This is a genomic window from Nocardia amamiensis (assembly GCF_015477605.1).
Classification (GTDB): domain Bacteria; phylum Actinomycetota; class Actinomycetes; order Mycobacteriales; family Mycobacteriaceae; genus Nocardia; species Nocardia amamiensis_A.
On sequence record NZ_JADLQX010000001.1, the window covers coordinates 322,261 to 344,939 of the forward strand.

General features: G+C 67.9%; 23 protein-coding genes and 1 pseudogene. 11 read left to right on the forward strand and 13 right to left on the reverse strand.

The features are described from left to right. Positions 1-48: 48 nt before the first annotated feature. Entirely contained in the window at positions 49-2,895 is a 2,847-nt protein-coding gene (leuS, locus tag IU459_RS01470) for a leucine--tRNA ligase (RefSeq protein ID WP_195127586.1), read from the reverse strand. A 162-nt stretch (positions 2,896-3,057) separates the two neighbouring features. Between leuS and IU459_RS01475 the strand changes: the two genes are divergently transcribed. After that, positions 3,058-3,465 (forward strand): SdpI family protein, encoded by a 408-nt coding sequence (locus IU459_RS01475; protein ID WP_195127587.1) that lies wholly within the window; start codon positions 3,058-3,060, stop codon positions 3,463-3,465. 55 nt (positions 3,466-3,520) lie between these two features. On the opposite strand, the gene IU459_RS01480 is transcribed toward IU459_RS01475, so the two are convergent. The 5 genes from IU459_RS01480 to IU459_RS01500 all read right to left on the reverse strand — a co-directional run bounded on the left by IU459_RS01480 (position 3,521) and on the right by IU459_RS01500 (position 8,557). Continuing rightward, complete coding sequence (locus IU459_RS01480; RefSeq protein WP_195127588.1) at positions 3,521-3,898, reverse strand: cupin domain-containing protein; 378 nt, start codon at positions 3,896-3,898, stop codon at positions 3,521-3,523. Positions 3,899-3,994: 96 nt separating this feature from the next. Beyond that, positions 3,995-4,993: an aminotransferase class I/II-fold pyridoxal phosphate-dependent enzyme gene (locus tag IU459_RS01485; protein WP_440446453.1), complete on the reverse strand. Its 999-nt coding sequence runs from the start codon at positions 4,991-4,993 to the stop codon at positions 3,995-3,997. A 118-nt stretch (positions 4,994-5,111) separates the two neighbouring features. Then, positions 5,112-6,125, reverse strand: a complete 1,014-nt coding sequence (locus IU459_RS01490; protein ID WP_195127791.1) for a 3-oxoacyl-ACP synthase III family protein — start codon at positions 6,123-6,125, stop codon at positions 5,112-5,114. A 40-nt stretch (positions 6,126-6,165) separates the two neighbouring features. Further along, on the reverse strand, positions 6,166-6,822 hold the full coding sequence (locus tag IU459_RS01495) for an SRPBCC family protein (RefSeq protein ID WP_195127590.1): 657 nt from the start codon (positions 6,820-6,822) through the stop codon (positions 6,166-6,168). 49 nt (positions 6,823-6,871) lie between these two features. Next, positions 6,872-8,557 (reverse strand): thiamine pyrophosphate-binding protein, encoded by a 1,686-nt coding sequence (locus IU459_RS01500; RefSeq protein WP_195127591.1) that lies wholly within the window; start codon positions 8,555-8,557, stop codon positions 6,872-6,874. Between the two features lie 131 nt (positions 8,558-8,688). Between IU459_RS01500 and IU459_RS01505 the strand changes: the two genes are divergently transcribed. From IU459_RS01505 to IU459_RS01515, 3 genes are all read left to right on the forward strand, one after another. Then, positions 8,689-9,219: an EXLDI protein gene (locus IU459_RS01505; RefSeq protein ID WP_195127592.1), complete on the forward strand. Its 531-nt coding sequence runs from the start codon at positions 8,689-8,691 to the stop codon at positions 9,217-9,219. 122 nt (positions 9,220-9,341) lie between these two features. Next, on the forward strand, positions 9,342-10,316 hold the full coding sequence (locus IU459_RS01510; RefSeq protein ID WP_195127593.1) for an ATP-binding cassette domain-containing protein: 975 nt from the start codon (positions 9,342-9,344) through the stop codon (positions 10,314-10,316). After that, entirely contained in the window at positions 10,313-11,083 is a 771-nt protein-coding gene (locus tag IU459_RS01515; protein WP_195127594.1) for an ABC transporter permease, read from the forward strand. The genes IU459_RS01510 and IU459_RS01515 overlap by 4 nt, the downstream gene beginning before the upstream one ends. A 60-nt stretch (positions 11,084-11,143) precedes the next feature. Here IU459_RS01515 and IU459_RS01520 read toward each other — a convergent pair whose 3' ends face one another. From IU459_RS01520 to IU459_RS01530, 3 genes are all read right to left on the reverse strand, one after another. Beyond that, positions 11,144-11,896, reverse strand: a complete 753-nt coding sequence (locus tag IU459_RS01520; RefSeq protein WP_195127595.1) for an anti-sigma factor family protein — start codon at positions 11,894-11,896, stop codon at positions 11,144-11,146. Continuing rightward, entirely contained in the window at positions 11,893-12,408 is a 516-nt protein-coding gene (locus tag IU459_RS01525) for a sigma-70 family RNA polymerase sigma factor (protein WP_195127792.1), read from the reverse strand. Before IU459_RS01525 ends, IU459_RS01520 begins: the two co-directional genes overlap by 4 nt. Positions 12,409-12,552: 144 nt before the next feature. Continuing rightward, positions 12,553-13,197 carry a YqgE/AlgH family protein gene (locus IU459_RS01530; RefSeq protein WP_195127596.1) on the reverse strand — a complete coding sequence of 215 codons (645 nt, stop codon included), beginning with the start codon at positions 13,195-13,197 and terminating at the stop codon, positions 12,553-12,555. 137 nt (positions 13,198-13,334) lie between these two features. Here IU459_RS01530 and IU459_RS01535 point away from each other — a divergent pair, with 137 nt between their 5' ends. Then, complete coding sequence (locus IU459_RS01535) at positions 13,335-14,096, forward strand: lysophospholipid acyltransferase family protein (protein ID WP_195127597.1); 762 nt, start codon at positions 13,335-13,337, stop codon at positions 14,094-14,096. A gap of 226 nt (positions 14,097-14,322) precedes the next feature. Here IU459_RS01535 and IU459_RS01540 read toward each other — a convergent pair whose 3' ends face one another. Beyond that, on the reverse strand, positions 14,323-14,634 hold the full coding sequence (locus IU459_RS01540) for a GNAT family N-acetyltransferase (RefSeq protein WP_067477949.1): 312 nt from the start codon (positions 14,632-14,634) through the stop codon (positions 14,323-14,325). 158 nt (positions 14,635-14,792) lie between these two features. Between IU459_RS01540 and IU459_RS01545 the strand changes: the two genes are divergently transcribed. Together IU459_RS01545 and IU459_RS01550 are read left to right on the forward strand one after the other, a co-directional pair. After that, positions 14,793-16,382: an alpha/beta hydrolase gene (locus IU459_RS01545; protein ID WP_195127598.1), complete on the forward strand. Its 1,590-nt coding sequence runs from the start codon at positions 14,793-14,795 to the stop codon at positions 16,380-16,382. A gap of 57 nt (positions 16,383-16,439) precedes the next feature. Then, positions 16,440-17,564, forward strand: a complete 1,125-nt coding sequence (locus IU459_RS01550) for a glycerate kinase (RefSeq protein ID WP_195127599.1) — start codon at positions 16,440-16,442, stop codon at positions 17,562-17,564. On the opposite strand, the gene IU459_RS01555 is transcribed toward IU459_RS01550, so the two are convergent. After that, complete coding sequence (locus IU459_RS01555; RefSeq protein ID WP_228837169.1) at positions 17,561-17,911, reverse strand: winged helix-turn-helix transcriptional regulator; 351 nt, start codon at positions 17,909-17,911, stop codon at positions 17,561-17,563. The genes IU459_RS01550 and IU459_RS01555 overlap by 4 nt on opposite strands. Positions 17,912-18,000: 89 nt before the next feature. Between IU459_RS01555 and IU459_RS01560 the strand changes: the two are divergent. The 4 genes and pseudogenes from IU459_RS01560 to IU459_RS01575 form a co-directional block, all read left to right on the forward strand. After that, positions 18,001-18,933, forward strand: a pseudogene (locus IU459_RS01560) (NAD(P)-dependent oxidoreductase); the annotation flags it as partial. A gap of 216 nt (positions 18,934-19,149) precedes the next feature. Further along, positions 19,150-19,965: a DUF4253 domain-containing protein gene (locus IU459_RS01565; RefSeq protein WP_195127602.1), complete on the forward strand. Its 816-nt coding sequence runs from the start codon at positions 19,150-19,152 to the stop codon at positions 19,963-19,965. Positions 19,966-20,340: 375 nt separating this feature from the next. Beyond that, positions 20,341-20,514, forward strand: a complete 174-nt coding sequence (locus tag IU459_RS01570) for a hypothetical protein (protein ID WP_195127603.1) — start codon at positions 20,341-20,343, stop codon at positions 20,512-20,514. Positions 20,515-21,011: 497 nt separating this feature from the next. Continuing rightward, a complete protein-coding gene (locus IU459_RS01575; RefSeq protein ID WP_195127604.1) occupies positions 21,012-21,461 on the forward strand; it encodes a nitroreductase family deazaflavin-dependent oxidoreductase in 450 nt (149 codons plus the stop codon). A gap of 27 nt (positions 21,462-21,488) precedes the next feature. On the opposite strand, the gene aroQ is transcribed toward IU459_RS01575, so the two are convergent. Next, positions 21,489-21,944, reverse strand: coding sequence for a type II 3-dehydroquinate dehydratase (aroQ, locus tag IU459_RS01580; RefSeq protein WP_195127605.1), 456 nt, complete (start codon positions 21,942-21,944; stop codon positions 21,489-21,491). A 25-nt stretch (positions 21,945-21,969) separates the two neighbouring features. Then, on the reverse strand, positions 21,970-22,566 hold the full coding sequence (locus IU459_RS01585) for a hypothetical protein (RefSeq protein ID WP_195127606.1): 597 nt from the start codon (positions 22,564-22,566) through the stop codon (positions 21,970-21,972). Positions 22,567-22,679 lie beyond the last annotated feature (113 nt).

Genomic DNA, 22,679 nt, shown 5'->3' on the forward strand with positions numbered 1-22,679 from the left:
GTCACGCTCGGCGATGTCCTGCTCCCGCCGCGTTGATCATCCGGCAACTCAGGCGACGATGTTCACCAAACGCCCCGGCACCACGATCAGCTTGCGCGGCGTTGCTCCATTGAGCAACTCGGTGATCTTCTCGTCGGCCAGCGCGGCCGCCTCGATCGTCGCGTTGTCGGCGTCCGCGGCTACCTGAATCCTGCTGCGTACCTTGCCGTTCACCTGAATCGGGTACTCCACCGACTCCTCCACCAGCAGCGCGGGATCGGCGACCGGGAAGGGGCCGTGGGCCAGGGATACGGCGTGCCCCAGCCGTTCCCACAGCTCCTCGGCGATGTGCGGGGCGAGCGGAGCCAGCATCAGCACCATAGGCTCCACCACCGACCGTGGCGCGCCGCCCGGGTAGCTCTTGGTCAGATGGTTGGTCAGCTCGATCAGCTTGGCGCCCGCCGTATTGTCGCGCAGGGCGGCGAAATCCTCGTCCACACCCGCGATCGTCTTGTGCAGCAGGCGCAGCGTCTCGTCGGTCGGCGCGGCGTCGCTGACCCGCAGCGCGCCGGTCTCCTCGTTCACCACCAAGCGCCACACCCGTTGCAGGAACCGGTGCGCGCCGACGACGTCCTTGGTCGCCCACGGCCGCGAGGTGTCCAGCGGACCCATCGCCATCTCGTAGAACCGGAAGGTGTCCGCGCCGTACAGATCGCACATGTCGTCGGGGGAGATGGCGTTCTTCAACGACTTCCCGATCTTGCCGTACTCCTGGAACACCTCGATCTCGGTTCCGGTGGCGTCGGTCCAGAAGAACTTGCCGTCCCGCTCGACGATCTCGGCGGCGGGCACGTAGGCGCCACGCGCGTCGGTGTAGGCGTGCGCCTGGATGTAACCCTGGTTGAACAGCCGCCGGTACGGTTCGCTCGCCGACACGTCACCCAGGTCGTACAGCACCTTCTGCCAGAACCGGGCATACAGCAGGTGCAGCACCGCGTGCTCGACGCCGCCGACGTAAAGATCGACGCCGCCCGGGTCGTTCTCGCCGTGTTCGGCGGGACGCGGGCCGAGCCAGTACGCCTCGTTCTCCTTGGCGCAGAACGTCTCGGCGTTCGCCGGGTCGGCGTAGCGGAGCTCGTACCAGGAACTGCCCGCCCACTGTGGCATGACGTTGGTGTCGCGGCGGTACCGCTTGGGCCCGTCGCCCAGGTCCAGTTCGACCTCCACCCAGTCGGTCGCCTTGGCCAGCGGCGGGGACGGTTCGGAATCCGCGTCATCCGGGTCGAAGGTCACCGGGGCGAAATCGTCCAGCTCCGGAAGCCGCACCGGCAGCATGGATTCCGGCAGCGCGTGCGGCGCGTCCTGCTCGTCGTAGACGATCGGGAACGGCTCGCCCCAGTAGCGTTGGCGGGCGAACAGCCAGTCGCGCAACTTGTACTGGATGGTGCCCTTGCCGTGGCCGTCGGCCTCCAGCCGGGCGATCATCGCCGCCTTGGCCTCCTCGACGGACATGCCGTCGAGGTAGTCGGAGTTCACCAGCACGCCTTCGCCCGCGTGGGCGCCCGTGGAGAGGTCGCCGCCGCTGATGACCTCGATGATCGGCAGCCCGAGAACGGAGGCGAACTCCCAGTCGCGATGATCGTGCCCTGGGACCGCCATGATCGCGCCGGTGCCGTAGCTGCTCAGCACGTAGTCGGCGATGAAGATCGGCACGGCCTTGCCATTGGCCGGGTTGATCGCGTAGTTGCCCAGGAAGACGCCGGTCTTCTCCTTGTTCTCCTGGCGCTCCAGATCCGACTTCGCCGCGATCGACTTGCGGTAGGCCGCGACGGCGTCGGCCGGTGTCGCGGCGCCGTCATTGGTCCAGCGGGGGTCGGTGCTCTCCGGCCACGCGGCCGCGGTGAGCTTGTCGACCAGCTCGTGTTCGGGTGCCAGCACCACGTACGTGGCGCCGAACAGGGTGTCCGGTCGGGTGGTGAAGACCTCGATCTGTTCGCCGTCGGCGTCGAACTTCACCTGGGCGCCGCGGGATCGTCCGATCCAGTTGCGCTGCATGGTTTTCACGTTCTCCGGCCATTCCAACCGGTCCAGGTCGTCGACCAGTCGATCGGAATAGGCGGTGATGCGCATCATCCACTGCCGCAGCCGCTTGCGGAACACCGGGAAGTTGCCGCGCTCGCTGCGGCCGTCGGCGGTGACTTCTTCGTTGGCCAGCACGGTGCCCAGGCCGGGACACCAGTTGACCACCGAATCGGTCTGGTACACCAGCCGATACGAATCCAGCAGCGCGCCGCGATCGGCGGGCGACATCGTGTTCCAGGACCCGCCGTCCGGCACGGCCCGCGCGCCGGAGGCGAATTCCGCCTCCAGCTCGGCGATCGGGCGGGCCCGGTCCAGTTCCACGTCGTACCAGGCGTTGTAGATCCGCAGGAAGATCCACTGGGTCCAGCGGTAGTACTCCGGATCGGTGGTCGCGAAGCTGCGGCGCCGGTCGTGGCCGAGACCGAGCCGGTCCAGCTGCCGCTGCATGGTGGCGATGTTCGATTCGGTGGTCACCCGGGGATGCGCGCCGGTCTGCACCGCGTACTGCTCGGCGGGCAGGCCGAACGCGTCGTAGCCCAGCGCGTGCAGCACGTTGCGGCCGTGCATCCGGTGATAGCGCGCGAAGACGTCCGTGGCGATGTAGCCGAGCGGATGCCCGACGTGCAGGCCCGCGCCCGACGGGTACGGGAACATGTCCTGGATGAACAGCTTGTCGTCCGGGGTGCGGCCGGCCAGCGGGCCGACCGGATTCGGCGCATGAAAGGTCCCGCGCTCGTCCCACGCCTGCTGCCACCGGCGTTCGATGCGCCCGGCAAGCTCCGCGTTGTACCGGTGCTCTGGTACATCGCTTTCGGTTGCACGTGTGTCCTGCACGGTCCTGCCTTCTTGTGGTCGCCGATCCCCGTCGAACTTCGCCTATCAGGGTAGAACGTGTGGTCGGCAGGACCGAAAATCGGGCTGGCCTGGACTTCCGGCCGCGTCGCCTGCGCACGGCCCGTCGGCGGCCGGTCGGCACCGATGCGCTAGCCTGCATGGGTGTTCGTCGTCGCTCTCGTCCTGTTCGTGCCGGCTGTGGTGGCCATCGCAACCGGCGCACTCGGGCTGACCGGCCGTTTGCCCCGTAACCGTTTCTTCGGGGTGCATACCGAGGCCGCGCTGTCGAGCGATGAGACGTTCCGCGTCGCCAATCGTGTCGCCGCGCCCACATCGATCGCGGCCGGGGCGCTCTTGTTCGCCGGTGGCCTCGTCGGGCTGGCTGCCAGCGGTTTCGCGGCGCTCGTCGTCGCGGCCGGTACCGCCGCCGTCGCGCTGTTCACCCTCGGTGCGGGCGCCACCGCCGCCGCCAAGGCCGCCGACGCCATCGCCCCGCCCGTCGAGGTCGGCGGCTGCGGCAGCTCCTGCGGCGCGTGCTCGCTACGCGACGCCTGCCAGCCCGCCGGCTGATCGGCGCACCCGGGCTGGCGACCGAACAAAGGGCCGGCGCGGAACGCCGACCTATCTATTCCGCACACGCTGGTGGCGTGACGCTGCGCGACAGCGGGCTGTCCGCCGGGGTGACGTAAAGCACGCACAGCAGTACCGGGACCGGCCCTGAATTGCGCGCCACATGCGGGAAGCGCGGTCCACTCGGCTCCCGGAAGAGCCGCCAGCGGCGGTAGGTCACCGGCGCGCAATCCGCTCCAGGATGGTCCAGGGCGCCCCGGGCGACCAGGACGAACAGCGTGCCGTCGTGATAGTGCCAGCCGCTGGTGCCGCCGGGCTCGATGAGCGTCTGGCGCAGAATGAACGTCCGCCGCCCCAGCGTGAACCGAAACAGCACCCGGCTCGCGGTCCCCTGCGCGGGCGCCGGGTTCGGCTGGAATGCGCGCCACCTCATCGGTCGATCGAAGCACCCGTCGTTCCACGCCGCAGCAACGGCCGCGCCTTTCATCATCTGAAGTGAACCGGCCACGGATCCTGGCTGTGTGGGAACTCAGACGTCGTGCAGAGACGCGCGCGGAGTAGCGGTCAGGGCCTGCCGGACGGCGTTGTCGGCGGCTGGGTCGCCGACGGCGATGCGGGCGCTGCCGTCGGGATAGGACTTGGCGGCGATGCCCGCGCGGCGTAGGGCCGTGACGATGCCGGGGCCGGGGAGATAGAGGAAGTTGGCGTGGCTTTCCGGGACCGCGATGCCGCTGGTCAGGAGCGCGGCGCGGAGTGCGTCTCGCGCTTCGGTGATGCGGAGAATTCGGGTGGTGAGTTCTGGTTCGGCGGCATACGAGGCGGTGACCGCGGCCACCGCCGCCGCGCTCACCCCGAAGGGCAGTTGCAGCTTGCGAACCCGATCGATCAGCTCGGTTCCGCCGAAGGCATAACCGATGCGCAGCCCGGCCAGGCCGTATGCTTTCGAAAAGGTGCGCAGCACCAGGAGATTGGGATGTTTCGCGATCAGCGCGACCGGGTCTGCGAACTCCCCGGCACCCAGGAATTCCACATATGCCTCGTCCAGAAGTACCGGCACGCCGGCGGGCACGCTGGACAGGAACGCCTTCAGTTCATCTGCCGGGATCACCGTCCCGGTCGGGTTGTGCGGGCGGCACAGTACGACCAGTGCGGTCCGCTTGTCGATGACCCGTAGCATTGCCCGTAGATCCTGATTGCCCGTCTTGTCGAGCGGCACCGGCACGCCTGTCACGCCGGTCATCTCGCACATGATCGGGTATCCGTCGAAAGTCGGCGCACCATAAACGATTTCCGCTCCCGGCGCGATCAGCGACTGCATGATCTGCATCGCCACCCCGGTAGCGCCCGATCCGACCACCACCTGATCCGCCCGCACACCCACGTGCTGTGCGATCAGCATGGGCAGTCGCCGCGGCAGGAATTCGGGGTACCGATTCGCCTGGGCGAGCGTCACGTGCACGGCCCGCAGTACCGAGGGCAGCGGTGGGTACGGATTCTCGCTCAGGCTCAGGTCGAATCGCGGCGGCATCCTCGATGAAACGTGCTGCCGCGGTGGCCGGGTCTCGTCGGCGATGCGAACGGTCATCGCGCGCCTCCCGACCGTGCGGAGCGATGACGTCGGAAAGGTCGGTGGGCGATGCGCGCGTTCATCGCGCCGCGCCCCAGCGGACGGCGGCCGCGCCCGCGAAGTCGCCAGCGTGCGCGAACGCCGCCATCAGCACCAGTGATCCGTTGGCCAGCCGGCCCGCCCGGTTCTCCGCGTCCAGGGTCACCGGGATACCGGCGGCGAACAGATTGCCGCAGGAGTCGAAGGTGTCGGGATGCCGCTCCGGTGGGAGCTCCAGCGCGTCGTGCCAGTTGCGCAGGAACAGACGGTTCGGCTGGTTGGTGACGAAGGCGTCGACCTCCTTACCCTTCACGCCGATCCGATCGCATACCGCGAGCGCCACCTCGGGGACCAGGCGGTTGCCGCGCGCGAACACCTTGGTGACCTTGGATTCGGTGAAGCTGACGCAGCCCTGCCCCTCGCCCGGCTCCCAGTACTTGCGGTCGCCATTCGTGGAAAAGTCCATGTCTCCGGCGAATTCGGGATAGGTGCGGCATTCGATGTCGAGAATCGGCGCGCTGTCGTCCTTACGGAGCAGCCCGACACCGCAGCCGTCGCCGGGAACCGGCGCCTGGGCCAGCTTGCGGATCTCGCTCTGGGTGAACACCGGCCCGGCGCAATTCTGTGTCGCCGCGATCAGCGCGGTGCGGGCGTTGGTGGTCTGCAGCACCATGCGAGCCATCGCCATCATGTGCACGAATGCCGCGCAACCGCCGTTGTGCACGTCGTAGACGAACGACGGGCGGATGCCGAGCCGTCGCGCCACTTCGGGACCGCAGCCGAGCACCGGGTTGTCCGGCAGCTGGGTATGGGTGATCAGCACGTCGACGTCGGCGATGGCATCCTCGCCGTGGCGCTCGATCAGCGGCGCCACCGCCCGCTCGACCATGTCCACCGCGGTCTCGTCGCGTGCCACATGGTGGCGGCCCTTGGGCGCGCGGAACATGACGTTCTTCGCCATCCGGTCCGAGCGCGCGAACTGGGTGAAGTATTCGGTGCCGACCGGCTCGCCGGGCAGATAGCTGGACACGTCGACGAGGCTGACCGGCGGCAGACCCGAGGTGTCGTGGTGTAGGGGGTTGCTCACGAGCGTCTCACTTCATCCAGTCGGGCTTGATGGGCAGGCCGTGCGCCGCCCGGTACTCGCAGATCGCCTTGAGGTTGTCCATCTCCAGCTGATGACCAGCCGAGAACATCTCCCAGAAGTCGCCGACCCAGACCGGCCGCTGCGGCGGTGCGGTCTCGGGGTAGGGATTCTCGTCATAGAACGGGTGCTTGCAATTCACCCACAGCACGACCGAACCCGGCTTGTTGAACACCACTTGCGCGTCGACCACGCGCAGCAGGTAGATCATCCAGAGGTGCTGTCCCTGGTCCCACGCGCAGTGGTAGTCGACGGTCATCGCCTCGGGATGCGCGACGGTGCGGGTGAAGATCTTGGTTTCGGAGCCGAGCCGGTCGTAGGCCAGCCACAGTCCGGGTTCCTCGGTCTCGACGAACCCGCGCAGGCTGTAGGTCCACTCCTCCAGCGACCTGGTGTCGGCGAGGTATTCGTACACCTCGCGCGGCGGTGCGTCGATGTAGGCCTGCACCGGGCAGTAATCGCCGTAGATCTGGTCGTGCGGGTACACCGATCGGAGCATGTCCATGATGATCGGAGTGGTCGCGTCCTTGTCGGAGTTCTCGATGCGCAGCACGCCCGGCGGGACGTCCTTGATGTCGCTGAGCGCGGGCAGGGAACTTGTCGTCACGGTGTACTCCTCTCGGCGTGCGCCGGCGCGAGCTGGCGAGCCTCGTTCATCAGGGGTTGCTGGATTGCTCGATGGTGGTCAGGAAGGGCAGGAAGGGGGGAATCTCGTCGGGGTCGCATTCGATCGAAAGGAACGACGGCCCTTCGGTTTCCAGGCAGTACCGCAGCGCGCGGCCGAGTTCGCCGACGGTGTGCGCCGAGAACGTGGGCAGCTCGGGGAACATGGCCGCGACGCCCGCGCCGAGGTATGCGGGACGGAATCGGTTGAAGCTGTACCGATCCTGGTAGTACAGCTGCTCCCTGGTCACACACATGGCGTGCGCGTTGTTGTTCAGCACGATGAAAGTGACCGGCAGGGCATGCTCTATCGCGGTGTGCAGTTCCAAGCCGTGCATGAAGAACGCGCCGTCACCCGCGACGACCACCGTGCGCCGCGTGCCATCCGCCGTGGCGTGCCGCGCGAACGCGGAGCCGATCCCCGCGCCGAACGCGTAGCCCATCCCGCCCATGCCGAGTGCGACGACGAACCGCCCGCCGCGCGGGACTCGGAGATGATGCACCACCGCGGCGCCGGTGTTGCCCGCGTCCGCGAACACGTCGGTGCCCTCCGGCAGTGCGGCCTCGATCGTCTCCACCAGGTCCCGATAGCGCAGGCCGGGGCCGGAGGAGTCGGGCACGCGCAGCGGGGTCGGCGGTTGCGCCGCGCTGGTGCGTTCGGATTCCGCTGCGCCGTTGGAGAATTCGGCAGCCAGATCGGCGAGGGTACGCGACAGATCGGTGCTGGTCGCATGGATGGCCGGGAAGTACGGCGGGGCGACGCCGACACTCGCCACCGTGCATTCGCCGAGCAAAGGCTCCAGGCCGGCGCGGGTGGTGACCGGCAGCCGGGTGCCGACCAGCAGGCACAGGGCCGAGGACCGGATGGCCGCGGCCAGCTCCGGATGACCCATGGTGCCGGCTACGCCGCAGAACGCCGGGTCGGCATTGTCGTAGGTGTCCTTCGCGTCCGGCGCGACGCCGACGGCGGCGTCCAGCGCGGCGGCCAGGCGAGCCAGCTCGTCGCGCGCGTCGTCGCGGGCGACCTGGTCACCGGCGATGATCACGATCTTGCCGGTGTGCCTGGCCCGGGCGAGCGCGTCGAGCACGCGGGCTGCCGCGGCCCCGTCGGATCGATGCGTTCTGGGGGACAAGCCGAACGCCGCGGCGTCGCCCAGGTCGGCCTGCTGCACGTCTTTGGGCAGCAGCAGTACCGCGGGCCCGCCGCGCCGGGCGGCGCCGACCGCCCTGGCCACCTGATCGGGCAGGTCGGCGCCGGTCTCCACGCGCGCGCAATAGGTGCTGACCGCGCCGAACAGGCGGACGGCGTCGATGGCGCCCGCCCGTCCGCTGGTGTCCTGGAAGGCGCCGTTGCCTTCCAGCGACGTCGGTGGCTGCCCGACCAACGCGAGCACCGGAACCCGGGACGCGAACGATTCGGCAAGTCCGGCAACGAGATTCATCGCACCGCCGCCGGAGGTCGCCGCGACGACGCCGAATCCGCCGGTGTTGCGGGCGTAGCCGTCGGCCATGGTGGCCGCGGAGAACTCGTGTTTGGCGATCACGCCCGTGACGTCATCCGATGCGTCGAAGATCGCGTCGTACAAGTCCTCGATGTTGGCGCCGTCCACACCGAAGATGTGCCGCACGCCCAGCGCCGAAACCGCTTGCACCAAGTAGTCCACGACTCGCATCGGCATTCCCTTCCGCTGACGAACATTCGGCTGCGTACACGAGTGATACGGGCTGGGCCGCCGGATGGTTCAACGGCGGATCAGAAGATGCGTACCGCTGCCTTGCGTGTACGTATACATCTACGTATAGTGAGTTCATGCCCAATAAGACGATCTACGTTGCCGATGACGACCTGGCGCTCTTTCAGCGCGCGCAGGAGCTGGTCGGCGGCAATCTTTCGGGAGCGGTGGTCACGGCGCTGCGCCGGTTCATCGAACTCGAGGAGGGTCGCCTCGAGGGCTTCGACGAAATTGTGCTCAAGGTTGGTCGGGATGGTGTGCGACAGGTTCGCTTCTCCGGCACACTCCTCGGCGAGTGGCACGACGTCAACGATACGCGCATCGAGCACGTCAGGGTGTATCGCAGCCGCAAGGGCAAATACGTGATGCACGCCCAGTATTCGAACTGGGACGACTACCCGACCGACGCCGGTGCGAAGTGGCTCAAGGACTGGAGGGACCCGAAGAGCTGGCGTCGCCTGCTCGGCGTCGGGCAGCAGGATTGGGGTGAGTTCATCTTCGTCGTGGTGGATGCGCCCGACGAGCTGAAGGGGCACATTCCCGACAAGCTCTATCAGCGCGTGGTCGACCTGGCCGAGGGGCCGAAGATCGAGGATCTGGACATCTAGTCCGCGCACCCGGCGCGACAAGCGAATAACCCACCGGCAATCGCCGCACCCGACTCCGGGAGCGGCGCGAGTGAAACATGCTCACATTCGCATGAAGGCATCTGTTTTCGAAAGGAAGAACCATGGTGAACGGCCATCGCCCGCCCGCCGTCTGGGCACGGGGCTTGCGTAAAACGTTCGGCGAGCAGGTGGTGCTCGACGGCATCGATCTCACCGTCGCGGAGGGCACGATCTTCTCGCTGCTCGGCCCGAACGGCGCGGGCAAGACCACCACCGTGCAGATCCTCACCACGCTCATCAACGCCGACGGGGGTGAACTCCGGGTCGGTGGCCACGATCTGGCCGCCGAGCGCAAGCAGGTGCGGGCGCAAATCGGGGTGACCGGCCAGTTCTCCGCGGTCGACGAGCTGCTCACCGGCCGGGAGAACCTGCTGCTGATGGGCGATCTGCACCATCTGCCGCGCCGCGAGAACCGCAGGCTGGCCGCGGATCTGCTGGAGCGCTTCGACCTGGTGGACGCGGCCGACAAGATCGCGTCCAGCTACTCCGGCGGCATGACCAGGCGGCTGGATCTGGCCATGACCCTGGTCGGCGATCCGCGCATCATCTTCCTGGACGAGCCGACCACCGGGCTCGACCCGCGCAGCAGGCGTTCGATGTGGGACATCATTCGAGGGCTGGTCGACGACTACAGCGTCACGGTCTTCCTCACCACCCAGTACCTGGAGGAGGCCGACGAGCTCGCCGACCTGATCGCGGTGCTCGACCGGGGCAAGATCGTCGCCGAAGGCACGGCCGCCGAACTGAAGCGGCTGGTGCCGGGCGGGCATATCCGCCTGTCGTTCGCCGAGCGGTCCGCTCTGCTCGCGGCCGCCGAGGCGCTCGGCGCCGCCGCACCGACACCGGACGACGACGAGGAGAACCTCACCCTCGCGGTACCGAGCGACGGCGGCGTGAAATCGCTGCGGTCGGTCCTCGATCGGCTCGACTACGAGCAGATCGAGGTCGAGGGGCTCGCGGTGCACACGCCCAACCTCGACGACGTATTCCTCACCCTCACCGGCCACCCCACCACCGAAAAGGAACCCGTGCAATGAGTGCTATGTCCTACGCGCTCGCCGATTCGGCGACCATGCTGCGGCGCAACCTGGTGCGCGCCAAGCGCTATCCGAGCATGACCTTCGGTGTCATCGTGATGCCGACCATCCTGCTGCTGGTGTTCAACTTCGTCTTCGGCGGCGCGCTGGAGAAGTCCTCCGGCGGAAACTACATCGACTACCTCGCACCCGGCATGCTGCTGATGATTCCGGCGTACATGACGGTCTCGGTCGCTGTGTCGGTGGCCACGGACACGACCAGGGGCATCGTGAACCGGTTCCGCACGATGGACATCGCGCAATCGGCAATGCTCACCGGCCACGTGGTCGGCGCGCTGATCCAGGCGCTGGTCGGCATCGCGGCGATGGTCGCGATCGCGCTGCTGATCGGGTTCCGCCCCAATGCGAACCTGCCCGAGTGGATCGCCGCGTTCGCGCTGCTCGCGCTGATCATGTTCGCGCTCACCTGGTTGTCGGTGGCGCTCGGCCTGCTCGCGCCGAACCCGGAGAGCGCGAGCAACACGCCCTTCCCGCTGGTGATGCTGCCATTCCTCGGCAGCGGGCTGGTCGCCACCGACACCATGCCCGCCGGGCTGCGCCAGTTCGCCGAATACCAGCCGTTCACGCCGTTCACCGAGACCCTGCGCGGCCTGCTGATGGGCACCGAGATCGGCAACAACGGCATCATCGCGATCGCCTGGTGCGTGGGCCTCACGGTGGTCGGGTATCTGTGGTCGTCCTCGATCTTCCGGCGTCAGACGCGCTGACCGGGTTGCCCTACGACGAACCCCCGCCGGCCCTGTCCCGGCGGGGGATCGTTCGATCGATCAGACCGTGCCGGCCAGCAACACCCGGCCGGTGTTCGCGGCGCGGATCTCGACCGAGCGGACCTGATCGGGCGGGCCGTCGATGGTCCGATCGATGGTCAGTTCAGTGCCGGGGCCCGCGGGCCACTGGTCGAGTCTCTGCTGCTGTCCATTGGTGCGGGTGACGTACAGGGCCAGATCCCAGTTGTAGCGCTGCTGCTCACCCGGCGGGTAGCTGCAGGTCATCACGAGCCGGGTCTGATCGCCCTCGGCGAAGAGCTTGAAGTTCGCCGAGACCGGCGTCGCCTCCAGCGGATCCATCGGGCGTTCGACGAAAGCCTGCGTGGTGGTGTCCGGTGTGTCCGATCGCTCCGACTCCGACATCGTGACGGCGATCGGCACCGCGATCGCCACCGCGGCCGCGGCCGCTGCCACCGCCACGCCGGCTGTGGTCCACCGGCTGCGCCGGTTGCGCCGTTCGGCGGCGTCGGCGAGCCGCGGCGGCGGCGGTGGCGCCGTCGGCAGTTGCGGCATCGGCGGCGGTGGCGGCATCGACGCGACGGCCTCGGCCGCGGGCGGCTCGATCATCGCGAGCGCGGTCTCGGTGTCGACCAAGGCGAGCATGCCCGGCAGGCCCGCCAGCTCGGCCACCGCGGCCCGGCATTCGGTGCAGCCGGCGAGGTGGGTTTCGTACTCCAGGCGCTCACCACGGGTGAGGGAGCCGAGCACATACGGTCCGTCCCACGTGGTGTAGTCGTCCGTGATATCAGTCATTGATTCGTCACCCCCATCTCCTGTAGTGCCAGTCGCAATGCGCGCATGCCGTAGTGCATCCGGGATTTCACCGTGCCCGGCGGGACCTCGAGTTCCTCGGCGATCTGATGGGTGGACAGTCCTCGGTAGTAGGCCCGCACGATCACCTCGCGATGGTCGGCGCTGAGCTTGCCGAGGGCGTCGGCGACCAGCCACCCGTCCAGTGCCCGGTCGGATTGGTCCGGCGCGGCTCGTTCGGGCGGGTTGTCGGTGCGGAACTCGCGCTTGCTGCGAGCGCTGCGATGCTCATCCACGGCGAGATTGCGCGCCACGGTGAACAGCCACGCCCGCGCCGACGTGGTGGATTGATCCAAGACGTTCGGGCGTTGCCATGCTCGCAGCAAAGTTTCCTGCACGATGTCCTCTGCTCGCCCTGGATCCCGGACCAAGCCGAGCGTGTACCGCCACAGGGGTGTGGCGTGTTCGCGATAGAGAGCCCGCATCAATTCGGACTGATCGTCGGGACGATCCATTTCGTTGCCCACAACTAGATCCCTCTCCGCTTGTGGTGCGGGGCCGGTTTGTGGGCGCACCCGAGCAGTCACCCATGTTCTCGCCAGATCAGTTGTCGTGTCTCATACCGTGTCTCCTTCGACCCTTTCGAGGAGTACACGTTCTCAGTTGCGTTCCAGTTCAATCGGGTGTGTCGCGAGTAGGGACAGCGGCAGCGGCTGGCGGCGCAGCACGTGCGCCCACAGGTCCGGGCGGCCCGTACTGATCGGGTCGGACGGCAACGCCGACAGCACGATCCAGTCGTTGTTCTCCAGCTCGCCTTCCAATTGGCCGAAGGTCCAGCCCGCGTAGCCCGCGAAGATGCGGATGCCCTCGACGAGCGGGCCGACGCGTTCGGGATCGGCGTCCAGGTCGACCAACACGACGCGCCCATCGATGCGACGCAGCCCGGGTACGCCGTCGATCTGCGCGCCCACCCGGACGGTGCCGAGGCACAGCGCCGCGTCCCGTTTCACCGGGCCGCCGATGAACAGCGTGCGCGGCGCCGCGACCGCGTCCGTCCAGTGGGGTAGCACATCGTGCACGGCCGTATCGCTCGGACGGTTGAGCACGACCCCGAGACTGCCCGCGTCGTTGTGCTCGATGATGTAGACGACGGTGCGCCGGAAGGTGGGTTCGACCAACTCGGTGGCCGACACCAGCAGTGTCCCGGCACGTACCACCTGCTCGCCGGGCCGGAAATCGCGCCGCCTGCGGTCGCCGTGTCCGCCGCGAGTCTTCCGATCGTCCGGGTCTTCTGCGCGTGCCACTCCGACATCATCTCAGCTGTTCGCCCACAATGCGCCTTCTGCGGCCCACTTCTGTCTTCCGGATTTGCCGGGCGGGCGGGGCCCGGCGGCAGGACGCCGCGTTGCGGTGCCGCCGCGACACCGTAGAGTCCAAGGTCATGGAACCGCCCGAGGTGCGCCTCGAGAACAGCGACACCGTCTACGACTTCTACCGAGATCATCGCCAGAACCGGCTGAAAGCGTGGGGGGCTTACGCCATTCTCGGCCGCCGCTACCATCCCAGGGTCAGCTACGCCGAAGGGGCACGCGAATCGCTCCGCGCCGTGATCGAACAGAGGCGGCCGCTGCTGATCGCGATCAACCACCTATCCGAAAACGATCCCTACACCGTCGCCGCGGCAGCCTGGCGCAGCGGACTGCGACGGGTGATCGGGCGGGTGCGCGTGCTGGCCAAGGACGAGCTGTTCGTCGACCCCGACCAGCGGCGCAAGATCGACATGATGGGCGGCATCCCGGTGTTCCGCGGCAAGGATCACGGCATCCGCGCGGTGAACGCGGCCGGTCAGCGCATGATGGACATCTGCGCGGAGCGGATGACTCGCGGCGACGGCGTCGCGGTGTTCCCCGAGGGAACCTGCAACGACGTCGACCCGACCCAGGTGCAGGCGGTGGGCAGCGGCATCGGGCACATCGCTTTCCGCGCGATGAAACTCGGCGCCGAGCCCGTGCTGCTGTCGATGGGGCTGAGCTACGGCCCGCGCCAGGACCCGGCGGTGCAGCCGACGAAGGAGGAGGCCAAGTCGGCCAGCTTCTACTTCGGCGTCCCGGTGCTCGACCTGCCCGCCCGGCCCGGTGACATCGCCCGACTGGTGCGCAAGGACCTGCAAGCGGCGCTCGACGGCGCAGTGGCGGCGCACTGAGTCCGCTTGCTCATGCCTCGCCGTGCCGAGCGCTCACTCCCGCACGAGCGAGCGCTCGGCTGCGTCCATGATTCGCTCACGACTGCGCCTCGCCGGCGCTCGGCTCCGTCGTGCGCGAACGCGCGCTGTGTTCTCGGTTCGCTCGCTGACGCTCGCTCACGACTGCGCCTCGCCGGCGCTCGGCTCCGTCGTGCGCGAACGCGCGCTGTGTTCTCGGTTCGCTCGTTCACTGCGGCAGGTTCAGCCGGTCGCGCGCCCAATGCGGCACCATCGCTAGGTATTCCGGGCGGGTCTCGATGAAGTGGTGGACCGTGCGGCACATGGGCAGCGCGCCGAGTTTGTCGTCGCGGGTGCTGTTCAGTGCGGTCTCGACCAAGAGTCGCGCATAGCCCTGGCCCTCGTACCGCGGATAGATCTCGGTGTGCACGAACGCGCGTTCGGAGGCCGTGTCCTGGTATTCGGCATAGCCGGCGATCGCACCGTCGACGTAGATCTCGAAACGTTCCAGTGCGGTGTTGTTGCTGACCTCGGTCGACATGGCTCGACGCTACTCCGTGCACCGCGATCGGGGTAAACCACATGCTCGACCGGGCGAAATCCCGCCACCGACTTGTCTGTCCCGCCGGGCCTGCGCAGAATGCTCTTGGTCGGCGCCGGTTCACGCGTGAGCGCGGCAGGCCAGGGGAGGTACGGAACATGATGAGGACACTGCGGATTTCGCGGGTCGTGGCCATCGTCGCCGCCGCGGCTCTGCTCGGCGGATCGATCGTCACCGGCCTCGCGAACGCCGCGCCGGGCGTTGTGTTCGGTGCGTGCCCCGACGGATCCGTCACCGCCGATCGTGGCGTGCAGTGCGCCGTCGTCCGCGTTCCGATGGATTACGCCGAGCCGAGCGGGCCGACGATCGACCTGACCGTCAGCCGGATCGCGGCGACCGGCACGCGAGAAGGCGTCCTGTTCGCCAATCCCGGCGGTCCCGGCGCCGATGCGCTGGACTATTGGGCGCGCCGATCGGAGGCATTCCCCGCGGAACTCGCCGCGCGCTATGACCGGATCGCCGTCCAGCCGCGCGGGCTGCGCTGGGCCACGCCGCTGGAATGTGCCGGGGACACGAAAACCGCGGCGGGCGAACAGGTCTCGTTGGGCGGCGGCAACCGCGACGCCATCAAGAAGGCCTGCGACATCGCGCAGCCCGGCTATCTGGACACCATCACCACCGAGAACACCGCACGCGATCTCGACGCCGTGCGTGCCGCGCTCGGGCTGGAGCGGATCAGCTACTTCGGCACCTCCTACGGCACCTACCTCGGCGCGGTGTACGCGACCTTGTTCGGCGATCGGGTGGAGCGAATGATCCTGGACTCCAACGTCAACCCCGACTGGGTGTGGACCGAGGAGTTCGCCCAACAGCAGATCGCGGGCAAACAGCGCCTCGACGATCTGTTCGCCTGGATCGCCGAACACCACGCCGAGTACCACCTCGGCGACACCGCCCTGCAGGTCTACCGGACCTGGGTTCAGCTGGCGGCAGCCCAGGGCGGCGGCTGGTACGCCAACCTCACCCCGCCGCCCGCGAGCCTCGCCGACCTGCCCGGCGCACTGCCCGAGCCGCTGGCCGAGATCGCCAAGGGCGGCTACAACGGCAGTGTCGAGCAGTTGGGCAAAGTGCAGAACTTGCTGCGCACCTTGGTGACCGGTGGTGTCTCCGCGCAGGTGCCGTTGCTCGGGGCGACCACCGTGGCCACCTACACCCGCGCGTTCTGGCCGACCTTCGCCCGCGCGATGGCCGATGCCGCCACCGACCCGGCGAACGTGCAGCGACTGCGGGCCATCGAGGGTGCGACCTCCACCGACCCCACCGGGCGGTTCGTATTCAGCGCGATCACCTGCAACGAGAATGCCGTGCCGGGCAGGCCGGAACTGCTCGGCTCGGCGGTCGCTACCATCGCCTCCGGCGGCAATGCCATGGACGCCCGCGCCGACTTGGTCCGCTCCGGAATGGCCTGTGGTTCCTGGAAGCCCGTAGCGAAGCCGGTGCCGATCACGGGGGCGGGTCTGCGCACCCCGCCGCTGGTGCTGCAGAGCCGTCACGACGCGCTGACCAAGTACGAAGGCGGCCCGGCCATGGCCAAGGCGCTGGGCGGGGCGCTGGTCACCGTCGAGGGCGGCGACCACGGCACGTTCGGTCGGGGAAACCCTGCAGTGGACCGAGCCGTGCTGACCTACTTGCGGACCGGGAAGGTCACCATCACGGAGGCCGACCAAGCTCCGCTGCCAGGGAGCTGAGCGCATGCGCGGACGGGCCGTGGTGCGGCCGATCCGACCACGTCCGAGAATGTCGGGATGACGCAGGTATCCGCTGCTCGGGTGATTCTCGCCCCGGACAAGTTCAAGGGGTCGCTTTCCGCGCCGCAGGTGGCGGCGGCGCTGGCCGCGGGATTGACGCGGAGCGCGCCGGATGCCGACATCCGGCTGGTACCGGTGGCCGATGGTGGTGACGGCACCGTCGAGGCGTTTGTCGCCGCGGGTTGGACGCGCGCGCAGCTGACGGCGCCGGGACCGACCGGTGTGCCTCGCCGGGCGACCTATGCCCGGCACGGGACCCGGGCCGTCATCGAACTGGCTGCGGTGGTCGGTCTTTCGGCCCTGCCCGAGGGGCGGCTGGATCCGCTCGGCGCCAGCACATACGGGTTGGGCGTCGTCCTGGCGCATGCCATGGACCACGGTGTGACCGACATAGTGCTCGGTCTCGGCGGCAGCGCCTCCACCGATGGAGGCGCGGGCATGCTGCAGGCGCTGGGCGCGCGCATCCTGGACGCAGGCGGTCGGGAATTGCCCACGGGCGGAGCCGTTTTGGCACGCGCCGCCGAATTGGATCGTTCCGCCCTGCACCCTGGAATCGCCGCCACGACGTTCACACTGGCCTGCGACGTCGACAATCCGCTGCTCGGGCCGCACGGTGCGGTCGCGGTATACGCGCCGCAGAAAGGCGCGGGTCCGGCGGAGTCGGATGTGCTCGAATCCGCGCTCGCCACTTGGGCGTCCGTCGCCGGTCCCGAATTCGCGGGCCATCCCGGTGCGGGCGCGGCGGGCGGTACCGGTTTCGGAGCGCTCGCCGTGCTGGGCGCGCGAGTACGCAGCGGCATCGAGGTCGTGCTGGAACTCCTCGAATTCCGCGACCTGCTCGCCACCGCCGGCCTCGTCGTCACCGGCGAAGGCTCGCTCGATCGACAGAGCTTGCACGGCAAAGCGCCCGTCGGTGTATGCGCGGTGGCTCGTGAGGCGGGTGTTCCGGTGCTCGCCGTGGTCGGCCGCACTCTCCTCGAGCCTGACGAGATTCGGGCCGCAGGCTTCGCGGACTGCTATGCGCTGTCCGACCTGGAGCCCGACCCGGCACGCTGTATGAACGACGCGGCGTCGCTGCTCGAACGCGTCGGCGCGCGTATCGCGGCCGAGCGGTTGACCTAACTCGCGGACGCCAACAGGTTCGCGGTCAATTCGTGGCGGTGCCGGTCTCCCCACTCCTCGAGCGGGCGCAGGGCGACGGCAAGCTCTTGGCCGAGGGGAGTGAGCGAATACTCGACCCGCGGTGGGACCTCCGGATAGACCTCACGATGCACCACGCCACTGGCTTCGAGCTGGCGCAGATTCTCGGCGAGCACCTTCTCGCTGACCCCGGTGAGAAGCCGGCGGATCTGCCCGAATCGCTGCGGGCCGACCCCGAGCACCCACATCAGGTGCAGTTTCCACTTTCCGCCGACGACATCGATGGCGACCGACATACCGCACACATCGTGATCCGCGTCACTACTCATGTCCACCGCGCTCCTTTGACCTGTTTTCGAACCTCGAGGTAAGCAACCGCACCTCGACGTTCGGTCTTCCCGACTCTACCTGCGGGAACGACGATGAATTCCGGCGCCGACAGCAATCCGAACGACAACCGAAGGGACACAGCATGTCCGATCAGACCACCGCACGCGCCGTCTCCGTCATCGGGCTCGGTCCGATGGGTCAGGCGATGGTCCGGGCCTTCCTGGACGCAGGCGTAGAGGTGACGGTCTGGAACCGCAGCCCCGAGAAGGTCGACGCCATGGTCGAACTGGGCGCGAAGCGCGCCGAGACCGTCGCCGACGCACTCGACGCCAACGAGGTGACCGTGCTCAGCCTCACCCACTACGCGGCCATGTACGACGTGCTCGGTCAGGCGACCGATCACCTGAAGGGCAAGGTGATCGCGAACCTGTCCTCCGATTCGCCGGAGAAGGCCCGCAAGGGCGGGGAGTGGGTTCGCTCGCACGGCGCGCAGTTCCTCTCCGGTGGCGTCATGTCGGCCGGGGAGAACATCGCGCACCCGGCGTCGTACATCTTCTACAGCGGCCCGCGGGAGGTCTTCGACGCCCACGCCGAGCTGCTGCGCCCGTTGAGCCCACAGGAGTACCTCGGCGCAGACGACGGCATGGCGCAGGTCTTCTATCAGGGGCTGCTGACGCTGTTCCATCCCTGGCTGCTCGGTTTCGACCAGGCGACCGCGATGATCGATCGGTCCGGTCACGACATCGCCGCGTTCGTCCCGTTCGCGATCCGTTCGGCCGCCGCGTTCCCCTACTTCATGGAGGAGTTCTCGGTCGCCAACCAGAACGGCGGATGGGCCAGTCTGGCCAGCTTGAAGATGATGGACGCGGGCGCGCAGCACATCATCGACGCGAGCGAGGAGGTCGGCGTCGACGCGACGCTCTCGCACACATCGCAGTCGTTCTGGCGCAAAGCCGTTGCCGCCAGCGAGCAGGCGGGAAAGCCGATCTCCACCTACGCGCTGATGCGCGGCGACGCCTGACGCACGCGGCCGCGTAGCCCTCCCGCCGCTTGCGCCGCAGAGCCGGCTGCTTCTTCACTCATGCCGGGAACTTGGGTGAAGAATCGGCCGGCTCTGCGGGGTATAGCTCCGCCGAATGGCTGGAGGCGGCCAACTTGATCCCCACCCGGCGCAGCAGCTGGGAAGAACCACGGGTGCGCAGATCGTTGTCAGTGGCTGTGTGTTGAATCATGAAGTGTGAAAAGAAACTTCGGAGTTCCTCCCTTCCCGGCCGACCTGCCGGCGACCGCGCCCGTTCCGCCCTTCGACGGTGATGACCCGGCAGCGGCACTGGCGGAGCTCGGTGTCGAGGTTCCCGCGCTTTCGGTTGTCGACAAGACGGCATCCGGGGCTCCGGTTTGGATCATGTCGATCGAGCCGGGTTACCACGGGCCCGGGCTGTGGGAGGAAATTCGTGCCGCCTATCCGCGCACCGGGTTGTGGCCGTTGTTCACCACGGAGGACACCTGGGATCGAACCGGGTCCGAGTTCGGATACGACACACCCGCCGTCGAGGTCAGCGGTGCCGACTGGCTGCGTCGGGAATACGCTTCCCGCCAGGATGATCCGGACTCGATTCCCCGCGGCGGACCCGAGTGGGCGGACCTCGATCTCGATGACTACGACTACGAGGGCTTCGACTGGTCCGACACCTGGGCGATCCGCCCCGATTGCGAGGAGTTCGACCAACTCGCACTGATTCCGGTCGCCAACTCCTGGCTGGTTCCGCGCGAATTGCGCTGGTCAGGTGCCGTCAATTGCGATGTCGACGGCAATGTCCATGCGGCGGTGCTGCGGCGCTGGTCCGCCGCGCGGGGGTGTGAGCTGGTGGCGCTCGACCTGGACACCATGTGGTTGAAGGTCGATGAGCCGGTACTGAGCGAAGATGCCGCGCTGGCCATGGCATTGGAGGCGTACCTGTACTGCCCGGACGCCGCGACCCAGGATCGCGACTCGGTGGACGAACTGGCCGAGTCGCTGCTGAGGCCGCTGTGGCGCCTGTGGTGGGACTGAACCGGCTCGAAACGAGCGAGGTGTTGCCGGAGCCGCAGACCGCTGGGTGGGTCATTGGCGCCGGTCCAGGCGATACTCCGGAAAGTTGACCGCTGCTGACGACTCTCGATTCCCGACCGATGAAGAGTTCGCTTGTCAATTTTGTTGGGCCGGAAGGGAATCGGTAGATGTTGCATCGGGTAATCGGCACTGGCAGCGCGCCGCGTGATGACGGGAGCTGTGCTGGTCGGGGTATTGGCGCTCGCTCCTGCTGCGACCGCCGCGTTCGCGTCCGCGGCTCCGGACGCTCCGGCCCCAACTTCCGTGCCCACGAAGAGCACGCCGGTACCGGCCGCCCCGTCGGCTCCGGCATCCACGCCTACCCCGCCTCCCTCGATGCCCAACGGCCATGGCCACGAGCGTTACGACCAATTCGGCTACGACCAGTTCGGCTACGACCGCTCGGGCTATGACCGATTCGGCTACGACCACAGTGGCCGTGACCGCAGCGGCTATGACCGGCTGGGCTACGACCTGTGGGGCTACGACCGATTCGGCTACGACCGGTGAGGTTACGACCGCAGCGGCCGGGACCGGCAAGGCAACGACAGGCACGGTCGCGGCCAAGGGGACGGGGAACCCGATACCCAGCCCCTTCCGGCTACCGGCAGCGCGGGCTGAGCTGCCCGGGTCATCCCTCCGGCTCCAGGGCCGTGCGGGGTGACCCGCCTGTCGATCCACCATGTCCGGCGCACCGATGCCGGAGGACCGGGATAGTTCTGCCGGATCGTCTTTACTTGGCGCCTTCGACACGACCAGAGCCCGGTGTGGCGGTACGGATCCGCAGCGGCTGCTCTGCTGCGAGCCCTGCGCGGGAGGCTTGCCGGCTCGGCCGCAGGACTCCTGACGGCGATTCGGGCCGCTACGCGTGCTGGCCATTTCGATCGGCGACAAAGGCCGGTCCTCGATGGCACCGCGAAAACGAGAGCAGTGCTCTTGACTTTGCTGCGGCATGCGTGAAACACTTCTCGCTATAGAGAGCAGTGCTCACAATCGAGGAGTAGGACATGAACGACAGCACCCGCTACATCGGGCCCGCCGGACTGGATCCGTTCTTCAATCGGATCTTCAATCTGCTGCCCAAGCTGGGCATCAGCGTGATGGGTTCGCGGCTGCTCGCGGTGCGCGGGCGCAAGAGCGGTGAGTGGCGGACGACGATGGTCAATTTGCTGGTGCGCGAGGATGGCGAGCGTTTTCTGGTGGCGCCGCGCGGGCACACGCAGTGGGTGCGGAACCTACGGGCGGCGGGCGGCGGCGAGCTGCGGCTCGGGCGCAAAGTCGAGGCGTTCACGGCGACGGAGGTTGCCGACGCCGACAAGATTCCGTTGCTGCGGCTCTACCTGCAGAAGTGGGGCTGGGAGGTCGGCAGGTTCTTCGAGGGAGTGACCAAAGACGCCACCGACGCGGAGCTCGCCGCCATCGCACCAGGGTTTCCGGTTTTCCAGCTCACCAAGTGAGGCGATCCCACGCCGGAACTGATCGGCTCAGGCCGAGCGGGCCAGGAATTCGATGGCGGCGGCGTAGCCCTGGATCCCCATGCCCGCGACCACGGCCGTGGCGATCGGGGAGATGTACGAGTGGTGCCGGAACTCCTCACGCGCGTGCACATTGCTGATGTGCACCTCGATGATGGGGAGTTCCGGAATCACCAGCGCGTCCCGCAGCGCCACCGATGTATGGGTGAGTCCGCCGGGATTGATCACAATGCCCGACTCCGCGCCGCGCGCCTGATGGATGCGATCGATCAGCGCGCCCTCGGAATTGGACTGGAAGGCGACGACCTCCCGGTCGAACTTCGCCGCGGTCCGCTTGCACAGTTCCACGACGTCGTCCAACGTCGCCGACCCGTACACCTCCGGTTGCCGGGTGCCGAGCATGTTCAGATTCGGGCCGTTGAGTACGAGGATCGGGCCCGGCGTCGCGCCGACGGTCTCAGCCATGCACGCAACCCTAGACCCGACCCGGTTAGAGACCCTGCGGTCCTTCCGAGCGCAGGTCGTCCACCTTGCGCATCGCGACGCGCAGCTCCTCCAGCCACGCTTCCGCGTGCTTGCCGGCCAGTTTCACCGTCCAGGCCAGCGCGTCGGCGCGGGAACGGGCGACGCCCGCGTCGACCAGGGTGTCGAGCACCTTGCGTTCCGGCTGACGCAGCCGGGTCATGACGGGTACAGCCAGGTGGGTGAACATGATCCGTTCCCCGTCCACCGATACGCCCCAGGCGACGCTGCGCCGGTAGCGGTGCTGCGCTTCGTTCGCGATCTGCATGCGAGCCGGGCGGGTGGACTCGCGGAACCGAGCCACGGCGCCTTCCTTGGTCGCACGCGGCACCTCTTCGGTCTGCGCCTCGGCGTCGTCGGTCGGCCGCTTCTCCGGCTGCGGGATCAGCAGCTCACCGATGACGACGATCTCGTCCCGGTCCACTTCGATCACCGGCGGACCGGTGAACCAGTCGCTTGGCAACCTTCCGGCGAACCAGTCCGGCACGTCCGCTGGATCCGGCAGGTCGGCTTGCTGCCAGCCGCCCGGTCGTCCGAAACCGCGGCCGCGGTGTGTGTTTCTCATGGACAGTCACCTACTTACTACGGTGCGTTGCTTCATTGATTACAAGATTACTTCGCAATCGACCAGGTTGGTTCCGCTCTGTGCGAACAGGGATCCGTGCGCTTCGATCGGGG